Source organism: Shimazuella sp. NTD250, assembly GCF_059510375.1.
In genome coordinates, this window is record NZ_JCAJZS010000001.1 from 346,646 (window position 1) to 361,537 (window position 14,892).

11 protein-coding genes are annotated in these 14,892 nt (G+C 39.9%); 1 reads left to right on the plus strand and 10 read right to left on the minus strand.

The window, feature by feature from the left end; genetic code table 11:
- Window positions 1–379: 379 nt before the first annotated feature.
- On the minus strand, window positions 380–562 hold the full coding sequence (locus AC5WOF_RS01815; protein WP_496048245.1) for a hypothetical protein: 183 nt from the start codon (window positions 560–562) through the stop codon (window positions 380–382).
- Window positions 563–779: 217 nt separating this feature from the next.
- On the opposite strand from AC5WOF_RS01815, the gene AC5WOF_RS01820 reads away from it, so the two are divergent.
- On the plus strand, window positions 780–1,265 hold the full coding sequence (locus tag AC5WOF_RS01820; protein WP_496048246.1) for a DUF2690 domain-containing protein: 486 nt from the start codon (window positions 780–782) through the stop codon (window positions 1,263–1,265).
- A 458-nt stretch (window positions 1,266–1,723) separates the two neighbouring features.
- On the opposite strand, the gene AC5WOF_RS01825 is transcribed toward AC5WOF_RS01820, so the two are convergent.
- The 9 genes from AC5WOF_RS01825 to AC5WOF_RS01865 all read right to left on the minus strand — a co-directional run bounded on the left by AC5WOF_RS01825 (window position 1,724) and on the right by AC5WOF_RS01865 (window position 14,749).
- Window positions 1,724–2,638: an ADP-ribosylglycohydrolase family protein gene (locus AC5WOF_RS01825; protein ID WP_496048247.1), complete on the minus strand. Its 915-nt coding sequence runs from the start codon at window positions 2,636–2,638 to the stop codon at window positions 1,724–1,726.
- Between the two features lie 687 nt (window positions 2,639–3,325).
- Window positions 3,326–4,957, minus strand: a complete 1,632-nt coding sequence (locus AC5WOF_RS01830; RefSeq protein ID WP_496048248.1) for an MptA/MptB family glycosyltransferase — start codon at window positions 4,955–4,957, stop codon at window positions 3,326–3,328.
- Window positions 4,958–4,977: 20 nt separating this feature from the next.
- On the minus strand, window positions 4,978–6,699 hold the full coding sequence (locus AC5WOF_RS01835; RefSeq protein WP_496048249.1) for a phospho-sugar mutase: 1,722 nt from the start codon (window positions 6,697–6,699) through the stop codon (window positions 4,978–4,980).
- Between the two features lie 14 nt (window positions 6,700–6,713).
- Window positions 6,714–7,721, minus strand: a complete 1,008-nt coding sequence (gene galE / locus AC5WOF_RS01840) for a UDP-glucose 4-epimerase GalE (RefSeq protein WP_496048250.1) — start codon at window positions 7,719–7,721, stop codon at window positions 6,714–6,716.
- Window positions 7,721–8,608 (minus strand): UTP--glucose-1-phosphate uridylyltransferase GalU, encoded by an 888-nt coding sequence (galU, locus tag AC5WOF_RS01845; protein WP_496048251.1) that lies wholly within the window; start codon window positions 8,606–8,608, stop codon window positions 7,721–7,723. Before galU ends, galE begins: the two co-directional genes overlap by 1 nt.
- Window positions 8,508–9,020: a GtrA family protein gene (locus tag AC5WOF_RS01850; protein ID WP_496048252.1), complete on the minus strand. Its 513-nt coding sequence runs from the start codon at window positions 9,018–9,020 to the stop codon at window positions 8,508–8,510. Before AC5WOF_RS01850 ends, galU begins: the two co-directional genes overlap by 101 nt.
- Complete coding sequence (locus AC5WOF_RS01855) at window positions 9,007–9,984, minus strand: glycosyltransferase family 2 protein (protein WP_496048253.1); 978 nt, start codon at window positions 9,982–9,984, stop codon at window positions 9,007–9,009. The genes AC5WOF_RS01850 and AC5WOF_RS01855 overlap by 14 nt, the downstream gene beginning before the upstream one ends.
- Before the next feature lie 17 nt (window positions 9,985–10,001).
- Window positions 10,002–12,266: an ArnT family glycosyltransferase gene (locus AC5WOF_RS01860; protein ID WP_496048254.1), complete on the minus strand. Its 2,265-nt coding sequence runs from the start codon at window positions 12,264–12,266 to the stop codon at window positions 10,002–10,004.
- A 272-nt stretch (window positions 12,267–12,538) separates the two neighbouring features.
- Window positions 12,539–14,749 (minus strand): ArnT family glycosyltransferase, encoded by a 2,211-nt coding sequence (locus tag AC5WOF_RS01865; protein WP_496048255.1) that lies wholly within the window; start codon window positions 14,747–14,749, stop codon window positions 12,539–12,541.
- Between the last annotated feature and the right edge of the window lie 143 nt (window positions 14,750–14,892).

Consider the following 14,892-nt stretch of genomic DNA (forward strand, 5'->3'; position numbering starts at 1 on the left):
AATATAATAGGAGAGCAAACCCCATTTCCTCATACCGAAAAATGGGCGGGCTGGAGTAAATTCACTCCAGCCCGGTCAGATGCAGGAGAAGTGCAGGACGGTTGTCCGCTACCTACATCCTACAGTCAGCCTTTTTGCAGACTACTCCACTTCCGTCGGGGCTGATCGGAGAACCTCCACAATCCTCGGAGTCATCTCGCTGCTTGCCATTTGAATCGCGAAGTGAGCAATCACCGAGGCGCTTCGCCAGGAAGATGCGCGTGTTAACCGTGCGTGCCCCATCCAGTTCAGAGTGAGTCATGCCGCTCCTTTCATCAGGGAACAAGGCTTGTTATTGATTGTATTTGATTTTACGCCAATTAGCCACACTTCTCCTTAACTATGCTTCTCTGATCTCAATTCCTCGCCCCTTTATATACTGTTTTACTTCATTGAGATGACGTGCAGGTACAGGAAGTCTTAAGATCAATTTCCCTTGACCATTGTAAAAGAGAACCAGTTGTACTCCTCTTATCTTTATAAATCCTGCTAAAATGACTTCTTCCCATTTGTAAATCTGCATGCATTTCCTGCGAAATCATTTCCGATTCATTCATCGGTTCAATAAAGTAGTCATGTCCACCATTGGAGTCCGTTCCTGACATATTGAAATCACCAAATGGATATTATCTATTATTTTATATAAAAATTATTTACATTTAACATAAATAGTTTATGATATATTTTATATACAATCTATTTCGGATTGTATATAAAATATATCAAAGGTGGGATGAAGTATGGTACTGTTAAAAAAGTTTCGTGCATTTGGTATTGTTAGCGTTTTCTTATTGAGCTTTTTCTTCGTAATCCCAACATCTTTTGCTTATTCTTATGATGGCCAAAATCCAAGTTCAACAGGTTGTGCAAATGATGCCACTACAGTAAAATCAGCTGAGTTAAGAGATCCAAACCTGCCTTCAAATGCTATTCCTGGTGGAACAATTGAAATCCGTTATAGTTTATCTTGCCATACAGCATGGGCGAGAATGACGTTTAATTCCAACTATCCAAACACTGATACTAATAATACGAATAAAGCAACAATTCACCGAAACAATGATAGCAGGGAATATTATTGTACTGTCCCACTTGGTTCAAACTCTTGTTATACAGCAATGGTATATGATAAAGGTTTAACTTCATATGCAAAAGGTACCTACAATAACTACTATCGAGCCGCAGAGCACATGTTCCATTTCAGCGGAAAAACTGCTTCTTACTAAAATAAAAACAATCATGACCGTTTCTCGGTCACAGGCTATGATGAAAATGAATCATGGCCTTTTTTCTTGTCAACGAATCCTGCATATTTGAAAAAGAGCCAGCATGTTCGTGGGTTTTTGCGGTGGTACGACCCCGTAATAAAACGGAACGGACAACCTTGAAGCACAAGGATATAGGACCAAGAGTCCAGATAGAAAAATTTCGTTTTTTCGGGTTGTCTTTCTGGTTCAACTCTCTCTATGAGGTGATCTCCTATGTTGGAAGCAATACTAGAGCGTTGTGCTGGTCTAGATGTTCATCAGGAAACGGTAGTAGTTTATGTATTAACAGGACCTTTGGATCGCATTCCTAAGAAAGAAATTCAGACATTTGGTACCATGACCCACGAGTTACTCGAATTGGGTCAATGGCTGGTAGATCAAGGTTGTACCCATGTAGCAATGGAGAGTACAGGCGTCTACCCTGTGAGCAGTTCCTCCACTGCACTTTTAGCACGTAAAAGATCAAGCCATCTCTTAGGAATTCCCTCTAATCCAACTTTCACTCCATACAAGCCACCTGCAATGGCTGCATTGGTATCAGTATCTTCTCCAAGTGATATCGCTTTTTTGACTACATTTTCATAATTTGCTTCCTGCACTGCGATCCGAACGCTCTGAATTGTTTCGACAACATATCCGCTCCCACTGCTCACCGGTTCTTTATCAGGTCTGATGGTATGTTCGAGTTCATCACGTTCTTTGCTATTTGCACCATATATTTCTCGTAAGTGATCGACCGCTTTACGATATGCTGTTTCTATCTCTGATCCTTTGGAAACTCCTCTCACCCATAAACTATACAGAGCACAAGCTACTTGATTGGTCAGATGTCCATGAGTTACTAATGATTGCTTGTGGCTATCAATTACCAATTGCTCATCGCTTCCTCGATGCCATAGTGCAAGCGGAAGTACTCGCATGAGTGAACCATTTCCCTTTCCCTCTGGATTTACAAATCCGGATTTTTCCGGCGGGACACCTTGGCGATAGGCTTGCAAGGAAGCACTTGTTTGAATCCCAACATCAAATACATGATGATCGACCGCCCATAATCCCTTGTCATACCAAGCCCATAATTTATCTGCAAAATTTGGGAGATCCAGCTCTCCACACTCTACAAGTGAATCCAGTAAGCATAAGGCTTGAGCACCATCATCTGACCATGTTCCTATCGGGACTCCTCGATGGGCACGGTTAAATCCAGCAGGAGGAGTCATATCGATATCTTCTATTAGTGGTAATTGATCTGCTGCATGAAATTCATAAGGAACTCCAACTGCATCACCTATTAATAACCCATACATTCCTCCAAGGATTTGACTTTTCTCCAATTGTGTATTCTCCCTTTCTTTTTCCTCTTATTAAAATTGCGAAATGGAGAACCTCCCCCTGTCGCGCTACTTCGTTGAAAACAAGAGGGGCCACTCCTCCAAAAGGTGCAGCCCCTCTAAATTTTCTATATTTTAAACAGCTGTATATGTTGTTAAATGTTATTTGCCTTTTTATTATTCTGAAAATAATCTCTCTGCTGACCGACTGGATTTTACTCCAGTCGGTCATGGCTTTTGGGCCTTAAGGGAGTCACTGGTCATCCTTCTTTTCGTACTCCGAACCTTCAAGGTCCTTGTCCAATCGCCTCGCTGCCTTGCGACGTGCACCAGCCGAGGATCTCCTTTCGTTACCAGTGGGATTCTTCCCCACTGTATCACGCGGGTCCTTAGCACTTTCTCCGTCACTTCCTGAGCTGCGCTTGAATATAGCCATATAAGGATTTACTCCTTACGTAAGAGATGAACCTTTGTCCATCTATATCCATCTTTATTTTATTAAATTCTTTTCTTACGATCAATAATTTTCGTTAAATTTCATAAAAATATTTCACTCACGAAATAATAAAAAATAAATAACTTCATTCCAAATTGTAAAAACCGACAAATTCTAAGAAAAAACTAGAAAAACAAAGAAATATTTTCACCCTGAAATAAAAAAAGACCACTAAAAGTGATCATACAATATTATTATTCTAATACTTTTCCTTTACGACTTCTCACTTTATCCAGAATGATTTTTACAAGAAAAGCAAAGAGCACAACATTTAACATGGATGTAGCGAGCATCGTAAAACTAGTAGAATCGTTTCCTTGGACAGCACCATACAAAATGGCAAAAGTATTGAGAAAGATACTTGTACTAAAACCTACAGATAACCAGAGTAGCTTCTTATCTTTAAAGTAAATACAAGCAAGCAGAGATAATGCAGCTGCTGGAAATAAATATCTTTCATGCATACCAGTTGAAAATGTAAATACTCCTGCAATAATCAAAAGGGCAGCAAGGGCGGTATATGATGGATTTTGTCCCTTCATAATCACATATCCAACTAGTAATGTAATACAGACGATAAAGATCATTCCCCATGTGTGGTAGCTGAAAAGGAATAAATCAGTGGTGTCTTGTTTATAATTTGCACCGATTAAGCTAAAAAAGTTATAAGCATTTACTGATGCATAAGGATATTCGCTAATCGTACGAGAATAGAGGGTGATGATCCAATTCCAAGATTGACCAAAGGAAAACGGCAAAATGACCACTAGTGCGGTACCGAAGGCTGTAACTACACTCATTATGATTTGTTTTATATTTTTCAATTGAACCAGCGCAAAGAATAACACTGGTAAATAAATGATTCCTTGTGGTTTCATCAATACAGCGAGGGTAAGAAACATAGTAGACAGATAGACTTTTCGTTCTACTAGAAAATATACAGCCAGTACCACGATCATCGTAAAGAAGGAATCTACTTGACCCCAAAAAGTAGAATTGATCAATACCGCTGGATTGAAAAGGTAAAATGCTGAAAGCAAAGCACTTTTTTCGAAAGACAACTTTCGAGCAGCTAGACGGTAGATCAGGTATGCTGTCACACTATCTGCTAATATCGATGGTATTTTTATCAATAGTTCAAAATAATTATTCCACCAAGAAGCTACTTTTCCAACTACATACAGCACATAGATATAAAAAGGCGGGTAATCACTGGAGCCATGAAGATAAAATCCACTTAATTGATTCGCCGCCGACGTCGCCCAGTTTTTAAACAGATTTATATCGGATGAATACCCATCAACCCAAGGAGCTACAGCGATTTTAAGAAAAAAACCAACTCCTAGTAGTGTCCACAGCAGCATCTTTTGGTTTTCCTTTTGAATATGCAGCTTCTTTTTGGATAACAAGGAAATTCCAGCTACAAATAAACCTAAAAACAATACAGCATAGATGCACACATAAATCTTATCAGAGGAGCTTTGATTGCTCATTCCATGAAACATGCTGCCATTATTGAAAGTCTGATTAGCCCCTGCTGTTCCTTGCTGGAAACGCGGCATACTATTAGGTTTAGTGCTGTTGGAATTTGGATTCCGATTACCACTTTGCAATCCTTTCTGTTGCGAGGTATCTTTAGAAGAAGATCCTCCAGGAGGAGACTGCATATTTCCTCCTGACTGATGCATTTGGCCAGGTTGCTGATTTGCATTATCCATTGATTGGGAATTACCGGAAATACTCCATAGTGAATAGACACTAATCGCAATGGCTGACAGGAAGAGGAGTAACAAACCAATACGAAACTTATTTTTTAGCTTGGTCATAAAATATCACACCACAATCACTATTTTTGTAAATATTTCAAATTATCTTTCATTATTAGATGTATAAATCTTTCTGTCTCGGTCTTTAGTCGTTCTAATTTTTGTTTTGCCTCTGATAAACGGGAACCTTTTACACCGTAATAAAACTTAATTTTAGGTTCTGTTCCTGATGGGCGTGCTACAAACCAAGAATCATCTTCGAGTATAAATTTCAGCACATTGGCTTTAGGTAATTGATCAATCCCTCGCATGTAATCTTTCTTCTGTACAATAGCTATGCCATCGATCATAGGGAAAGTTTTGGTTCTTAGTTGACTCATAATGTGTTCCATTTTTTGCAATCCACTCTTCCCTGACAGCGTCATAGATACCACATCTTCTTGGAAGTAGCCGATTTTTTTATATACTTCTTGCAAAACCTCATATAACGTAAGTCCTTGTCGCTTGTAATAAGCACCCATTTCTGCTATGAGCATACTTGCTTGGATGGCGTCTTTGTCTCGACAAAAATCACCGACGAGAAAACCCGAACTTTCTTCATAGCCAAATAAAAATTGTTTTTCTCTCGTATCTGTCCACTCTTTGATCTTCTCAGCTATATATTTGAATCCAGTTAATGTATCATATGTTTCGATACCATATTGACTCGCAACTGCTCTTCCCATCTCTGAAGTTACGATTGTTTTGACTACAATCCCATTTGCAGGCAGGTTTCCTTGTTCTTTTCGAAGTGTCAGCATGTAATCCAATAAAAGTGCTCCGATTTGATTACCTGTTAAAACACCCCAATGGCCATGTTTATTTTGCACCGCCACCCCCACTCGATCTGCATCCGGGTCTGTACCGATGACTAAATCTGCTCCATTTCGCTGTGCCAACTGAATCGCCATTTGGAGTGCTGCTGGCTCTTCTGGATTCGGCGAGAGCACAGTAGGGAAATCGGGATCGGGAACATCTTGTTTAGGCACGGTATAGACTTTGTCAAAACCGCAATCTCTCAAAATTTTCTGCACCGGTTTGCTCCCGGTTCCATGTAAAGGAGTATAGACGACTTTGAAACCTTGATTGTTTTCTTTTGGCTGTAAGGCGATTGAATGCAATCTGTTTTGATACGCTTCCGTTACATCATTGCCAATCCAAACAAATAGTTCCTGCTCCTGTGCCCTGCTCCATTCCGCTACTCTCACCTTTAGTTCATCAGCAACTTTATCGATTTCTTGGGTGATTTGCTCTGCTAAACTTGCAGTTATTTGGGCACCATCTGATCCATAAAGCTTATATCCATTATAAACAGAGGGATTATGGCTCGCTGTAATGACAATTCCCGCAGTTGCATGTAGATAGCGAACGGCGAACGAAAGCTCAGGAGTGGAACGTATACAAGGAAACACAAATGCCTTAACTCCATTTGCTGCAAGGACAAGACCTGCTTCTTTAGCAAATTCAAACGATTGATGCCGAGAATCATAGGCAATAACGACACCTTTTTGCTGGTACTCTCTGCCTTGTTTACTAATATATTGAGCTAAACCCTGCGTGGCTTTGCGAACCATATATTTGTTCATCCTATTTGTACCTACACCAAGCATCCCACGCATACCAGCAGTTCCAAATGAAAGAGAAGTATAAAAGCAATCTTCAATCTCTTTCTCATGACCATTTAGTTGGTATAATTGCTTTTTTAACCCTTGATCGAGATATTCATGATTTAACCAGCGTTTATAAGCTTTTTTGTAGTCCATGGAACTTCTCCCCCTTAGACTTGAATGGTTTGTTTTTTATAGCCATTAGGATGTGTTTCATACCAACGCCAAGCAGTTTCGATAATGGTCTGTAGGTCGCTATAATACGGCTTCCAACCGAGATGTTCTTGCAAACTGGAGCTATCTGCAATCAAAACAGGAGGATCACCAAGTCTTCTCTCTTCTATTTTCATTTTTATCTTTTTTCCTGTAACTCGTTCTGTAGTGCGAATAATCTCTCTTACTGAATGACCAAAGCCAGTGCCAACATTATAGATGTTCTGTTTTAGCGGTTGATCACTCTGCATTGCTTGAAGTGCTAAAATATGAGCATGTGCCAAATCCAAAACATGAATATAATCACGGATACAAGTTCCATCGTTGGTAGGATAATCATCTCCAAAGACGGAAATAACTTCTCTTTTTCCCAATACCGTCTGCAAAACAAGTGGGATAAGGTGGCTTTCTGGTTGATGATCTTCTCCTAATATTCCATCGAAGGAAGCTCCTGCCGCATTAAAATAACGCAACGCAATCCATTTGATCGGATAAACTCTACCTAATAAATGTAAATAGTTTTCAATTTTGGCTTTTGAATCCCCATATGGGTTGATCGGATTTGTCTTCTCATCTTCTCGAATCGGTTTGTCATGTGCATTTCCATAAACGGCAGCAGTCGAAGAGAAAACGATCCGCTTTACACCTTCGCCTACAACTGTTTCAAAAAAGGCACAAGATTTAACAGTATTTTCATGATAGTAGAGCGATGGATGTTGAATGGATTCTGATACGATACTCTTTGCAGCAAAATGAATCACCGAATCGATTTGATGTTTTTGAATGATCTCACGAACCAATTCATCATCTTCAATATCCCCTTGATAAAAATACGGTGTCTGCACAGCTTGATGATGTCCAGTTGTCAAATTATCCAATACTACTACTTTGCTATTTTGGGCAATTAACGCTTGAACGGTATGACTTCCTATATATCCAGCCCCTCCTGTAACCAATACGTTCATCAACAAACACTCCTATTCAACTCTTTTTTTAAGATATTTTCTAGGTAAGCAAGTAGAGGTTCACGCATTTCTTCTCTCCGCAATCCCATTTCTGTACTCGCTTGTAAATAGCCTAATTTATCTCCGATATCATAACGATTGCCTTCTAGTTCTGAAGCATGAATGGGAACATCCTTTGCCAACACCCGCAGAGCATCTGTCAATTGAATTTCGTTCCCAGCTCCTCGATCGATTGTCTGTAAGATAGGGAAAATAGAAGGTTCTAAAATATAGCGGCCCATAATCGCAATCTGAGAAGGGGCAGTTTCCTGTGACGGTTTTTCTACTAGGTCATGAACTTGATAAACGTTTCCATTCTGCCCATATGGATCGATGATTCCATATTTACTTACTTCTGACTGTTGTACTGTTTTTACACCGATCACAGGATTGTGATGTTGTTCATATATATCGATTAATTGTTGCAGTGCAGGCTTTTGCGACACCATGATGTCATCGCCCAATAAAACAGCAAATGGCTCATTGTCGATAAATTGCTCCGCGCACAAAATGGCATGTCCCAAACCTAATGGATTTTTTTGCCGGATATAATGGATCGAAGCCATATTGGTTATCCCTTGTATCTCTTGCAGAACATCTGATTTTCCCTTCTCTTGAAGGGTTTGTTCCAATTCAATGGATCGATCGAAGTGATCCTCGATAGAACGTTTATTTCTCCCTGTTACGATAATGATGCTTTCAATCCCAGCTTGGACTGCTTCTTCGACGATATATTGAATGGCAGGTTTATCGACGATCGGTAACATTTCTTTCGGCAGAGCTTTGGTAGCAGGAAGAAATCTGGTTCCTAGTCCCGCTGCTGGAATAACTGCTTTTCTGATTTTCATTTCGATCACTCCTCATGGTTTGATTTTCTGGAAACACCCACAGACGACTGCCAAGAAAGCTCACACTAATACTGATCACAGAAGCAATGGCCTTACTCCAAAGTAGTGGAAAATGATATTTATCATAAAAGAGAGTAAGCAGACCAAGCGACAAGAGAAACGCACATCCATTGACAACCAAAAACTTCATCATTTCCCGCAGGTTGGTATGACCCTTCTTCCGAAACGTCCATGTCCGATTAAATACAAAACTATTTAACACACCTGCTGCAAAGGAGAGGAATTGAGCACTTATATAAGGCAACCCTCCTTGAATCAACAGATAGAAAACAATAAAATCAATAGCTGTATTTCCTATACCCACCATACAAAATTGGAAAAACTGAATGACTTTCCTTTTATTGGTGAGCACTCCACTTCACCTCTTCTGTTACGAGCTGCTCCACTTTTTGTCTGTCTCGCAATATATATAGTGGACGATTTTTTGTCTCATCGTAGATTCTGCCTACATACTCTCCCAAAACACCTAGTAACATCAGTGTCATTCCATTTAGTAACAAGACACAAGCTATCAAAGAAGCCCAACCTGAAACGGTACTTGTAGTGAGAAGCTTTTGCAGCAGAGAGACGATCAAATAGATAAAACTGATAAATGAAACAGAAAAACCAAGATAAGTCGCTAATTTCAATGGTTTATAGGAGAACGAAGTAATCCCATCGATCGAAAAGCGAAGCATTTTTTTAAGTGGATATTTCGTCTCTCCAGCAAAACGTTCCTCACGAACATATTCAATTGCTGTTTGTCGATATCCAACCCAACTGACTAATCCACGGACAAAGCGATTTTTCTCACGGATAGTAGACATTGCCTGCACTACTTGGCGATCCATCAAGCGAAAATCACCCGTATCAAGGGGGATATTGATCTCTGTTAGTGCAGCTAATGTGCGATAAAACAAGGTCGCTGTCCATTTCTTAAACAACGTCTCCCCTTTTCGTTTGGCACGTTTGGCATAGACAACTTCATATCCCTCTTTCCATTTCTCTATCATTTCGGGTATGAGTTCTGGTGGATCTTGCAAATCTGCATCAATAATGATGATGGCATTACCGCGGGCATGATCCATGCCCGCAGTAATTGCAATTTGGTGACCAAAGTTTCGAGAAAAATCTAGTAATCTAACATTTGGATCTGTTAGCGATAAAGTGTTTACAATTTCCGCTGTACGGTCTTTGCTGCCATCATTTACAAAGAGAAGTTCATAAGGTTCTTCGACTGATTTCATCACTTGAGTAAGCCGATAATAGGTTTCTTGTATGACTGCTTCCTCGTTAAACATCGGAATGATCACCGAGTAACGAATGGATGATTTCATTTTTCTTCCCTCCCGCGTTATTGTTTGATCTCATAAAGTGCTTGGTCTGATCCTCCGACCTGTGCACCATTGATGACAATTTTCATTCCATTACTGGTTCCTTGACTAGATTTCCATTCTGAATCTGCCACTTTCGTACTGTGGGAACGAATCCAGTTTAAAACCTCACTACTTCCTCTCTCTCCCCCACGGAAGCCTGACCCAGAGCCTGAAGGGATTAAGAAAAACTTCACTTGTTTGTTTTTTACCATTTCTTCTAGTTTTGCAACGGTCAAGATGGGATCGGAACCAGAGAATCCACCCATTGCCATAACTGCCTTGCCGGTTTTAATAATGTAAGGAGCAGCATCTTGCGAACTAGTTGTGGCAAATAAGAACTTCTCGCCGGTGTTATGTTTGGTTACATAATTAAATAGTTTGGTATTAATTTGAGCAGCACCGAATCCGCCTCTGCCCTGTTGTCGATTAGACATGTTATTTCCTTGTGAAGCATTGGCACTGTTTTCACCTGCTCCCATCTGTGGAGCATTGTCATTCATTTGAGAATTATTTCCGTTTTGCATATTCATCCCATTTGGCATGTTCATTCCCATACCAGGCCCTGATCGTTCTGTATTTGTTGTCATATTTGGCATACCACCGCCGCCAAATCCTTGACTCCCACTTGGTCCTGCCGCTGGCATAACACTGTTCACTCCACTGATAAATCCTGTCGATGCCCAGTAAAGCGGAGCTACTAGTAAGATAAGCAGACCTGCAAGTGCAGAAAAAGCAGACAGTTGCTCTTGTTTACTAGCAAAGAATAAGAGCAGTGACAAAACAATTCCAACTAACCCGATGACAATGGACCAACCGATTCCAATTTGGTCTTGATATGGGTAAAGAATATATATTTCAAAAAGCGTCGTGATCAATATTCCAATTGGCAATAGCCATTTTTTCCATCCTTCTGAATTTCGGTAGTGATTCCAGAGTTCAACCCAACCTGCTCCAGCAATAGCTGCAATCGGCGGGGCAAGCATAATCAAGTAATACTGATGGAAGAACCCTGCTATGCTGAAAAATACACATCCGGGAATCAGCCATGCTAACCAAAATACAGTTTCTTTCTGTTTATCTGTCCAAGGTTTACGACGACGAATACCTGCTAATAATCCAATGCTGGCAATAATCACAAATGGTAGAAGCCAACTTATTTGACCGGAAAGTTCGGTTTGGAATAAACGAAGCGGTCCAGCTTGACCGGTGTTAAACATTCCTCCACCTTGACCACCAGCTCCTCCTCCACCAGCTCCAAACATTTTTCCTTGCTCTCCGCCATTTGAAGGCATTCCTTGAAAATTGCCATTTGGCTGGTTGTTCGTATTATTATTTTGTTGGTTGTTGTTTTGCGTTGTACTACTTGTTTGATTCGATTGTTGATTTTGTGATGCTTGACTTTGCTCCATCTTTTGTTGATTTGGTGCTCCACCCGTTCCACCGCCTTGGTTTCCTGTTAGTCGGGACACACCGTTATAACCAAAGGCAAGCTCTAATACAGAGTTTGTCTGGCTGCTGCCCATGTATGGGCGATCTTTTGCCGGGATCGAGTCTACTATCACTGCCCAAGAGAGCGAAATCACGACCATGATCGCAGTGGATGCAGCTAATACAGTCCATTTCTTCTTAGCTTTTTCTTTAAATGCCATGATGTAAAAGAGATAAAACGCCGGAACCACAAAATATGCTTGTAACATTTTCTCGTTGAAACCGACGCCAATCATGGCAAAAGCTCCGAGTATCCATCCTACCTTTTTACTGCGGATACCTTTTACCAACATCCACGTTGCTAATAACAAGGTAAACACGAGCATACTATCGATGTTATTGGTTCGGCTTACCGCAACCGCAATTGGTGTAACCGCCATAATCAAACTGGCAAAGCGAGCAGCTGTTTTCCCAAAAGTGGGTTTTACAAGAAAGTAGAGTAAGAGTACAGAACCTACTTGAGCTAGTGCTTGGGGTAAAATAACACTCCAGTTATGTACACCAAACACAGAGGCAAAAGCAGTCTGTATCCAAAACACAACTGGCGGCTTATCGACAGTTACATATCCTCCTGGATCAAATGATGCGAAAAAGAAGTTATGAAAACTCTGCAACATACTTGTAACTGCTGATGTGTAATACTGATTGTCACTATTTTGATTCCAAATATTAAAGTAGTTCAAAAACCCTGATAATACCGCGATGATGACTAAAATCCAATCCACGCGCTTTCTTTGCTTTATTTCCTCTGTCATTTTTTTCTTCCTTTCCATTCCTTCTTGAAAACAATGTTTGATTGCTTTCGCTTTACTTTCACTAGGATAACTGCCTTACCTGAATTGTTCCTGAACGTACCTTGAGTATTGGCTGAAACTATGGAAGAAGACACAAAACGAACAAAAAGCACTTATTCACATGCAAATGTGATCAAGTGCTTTTATTATGGAATATTCAAAGTAGCTCATTGAAAACGCTTTTGTCTTTTGTATTTATAATAAGGTTTCAAGAAACACTTACAACAATCAACTCATTTACTAATTTTTATTTGATATAAATCGTTTATCTCCAATTGATTAGAGCCAGTTGATTGCCAATTTTTACCATCAATCTTTGAGCTGTGTGTACGGATCCAGTTTAATACATCATTATTCACACCACTTGAAGGAATCAAGAAAAATTTCACTTCTTTGTTCTTCACCATCTCTTCTAATTTTGCAACAGTTAGAATAGGATCAGAACCTGTAAATCCACCCATTGCCATTACAGCTTTACCTGTTTGTATGATATATGGAGAGGCTAATCCAGTATCTGGTGTTGCAAAAAGATACTTTTCACCATTATTGTGTTTCGTTAGATAGGCAAGCAATTTTGTATTGACCTCGGCAACATTTATTGTATTTTTCATTCTACTACCGCCTATATTAGTACCAGGTCCGTGCATAGAATTACTTGGTCCGCTCATTCCCGAATTTTGACCTGATCCTTGTCCTCCATTATTACTCATAGTTGGACCATTATTCACTAAACCTTGACCTGATCCCTGTCCTCCATTATTACTCATAGTTGGACCATTATTCACTAAACCTTGGCCTGATCCCTGTCCTCCATTATTACTCATAGTTGGACCGTTATTCACTAAACCTTGGCCTGATCCCTGTCCTCCATTGTTGTTTTTGTTGAGATCAAGATTACTATCAGGTCCAGCCTGTGGCAAGGAACCATTCACCCCACTGGTTAACCCTGTTGACGACCAATATAAAGGAGCCACTAATAGAATCAATATTCCCGCTAATGTAACATAAGGTTTCCATCCCTGTTTCTTACTATCCAAAAACAACACGAGAGATGAAGTGATACCTACTATCCCAATCAAGCATGACCAACCAATACCTATTTGCTGTTGAAAGGGAAAAAGCACATATAATTCAAAACCCGTTGTAACTAGTATTGCTGATGGCAGCAACCACATTTTCCATCCTTCTCGATTGAAGTATTTATTTCGCAGCTCTACCCATCCTGTTCCCGCTAGTGCTGCTATTGGCGGAGAAAGCATAATCAAATAGTAGTGGTGGAAGAATCCTGCTACGCTGAAAAACACCATCCCAGGAATCAACCAAGCCAGCCAAAACAAGGTTTCTTTTTGTTTGTCCGTTAATGGCTGTCTATAACGAACACCTGATAATAAACCTATACAAGCAAACAAAACAAATGGTAATAGCCAACTAATTTGACCAGATAGCTCTTTCTGGAAAAGTCGGAATAATCCCGGTTCACCAGTACCAAAATTACCATTTCCGCCTCCTGTTACCAAAATAGGTTTTTTCCCCTGCTGTCCATTTCCGTTTTGAATTATCGTCTGAGGACTCTGACCTTGTTGTTCATTTCCATTTTGGATATTCCCCTGAGGAACTTGATTCATTTGACCACCAGATTGGTTACCTTTATTCCCTGTGAGTCGAGATACTCCATTGTAACCAAAGGCAAGTTCCAAGACCGAATTGGTTTTACTACTTCCAATATAAGGTCGATTTTTCGCTGGGATGGAATCGACGACAACCGCCCAAGAAAGAGACACTGCAACCATGAGTACTGTCGCTGTTAAAAGTACAGTCAACCTCTTCTTCCATCCACTTTTAAATCCGATAAGATAAAAGACATAAAATGCTGGGACGACCATATACGCTTGAAGCATTTTCATGTTGAACCCTACACCAATCAAAGCAAACGCACCTAAAACCCAAGAAACCTTTTTTTTACGGATTCCTTTAAACAACATCCAAGTTGCTAGTAAGAGGGTAAATACCAGCATACTGTCAATATTGTTGGTACGACTGATCACAACAGCAATAGGTGAGCATGCCATGATCAAACTAGCAAATCTAGATGCTGTTTTTCCAAACGTTGGCTTAACGAGGAAATATACGAGTAAAACGGAACCTACACCGGCTAAAGCCTGTGGAAGAACCACACTCCAAACATGAACGCCAAAAACAAAAGCAAAGGCTGTTTGTATCCAAAAAACTACAGGAGGTTTATCCACTGTTACAAATCCGCCTGGATCATAGGATGCAAAAAAGAAATTATGGAAACTCTGCAACATACTAGTGACAGCAGCAGTGTAATAGTCATTATCACTATTTTGATTCCAAATATTGAAAAAATTTAGAACCCCAGATAGTAATAGAATAAGAACCAGAATCCAATCGATCCGTTTTCCTTGTTTTAATTCTGATGTCATTTTGTTCTCCCTTTCGCTTCCTTAAGAATATAATTTTAGTTGTAAGCTGAGACTTTATTAGACTAATTCCTACAACTGAATTTATCCTGAATGTTCCTTGAGTATTAACTGAAAATAATCGATATGCATAAAAAAATAAATAA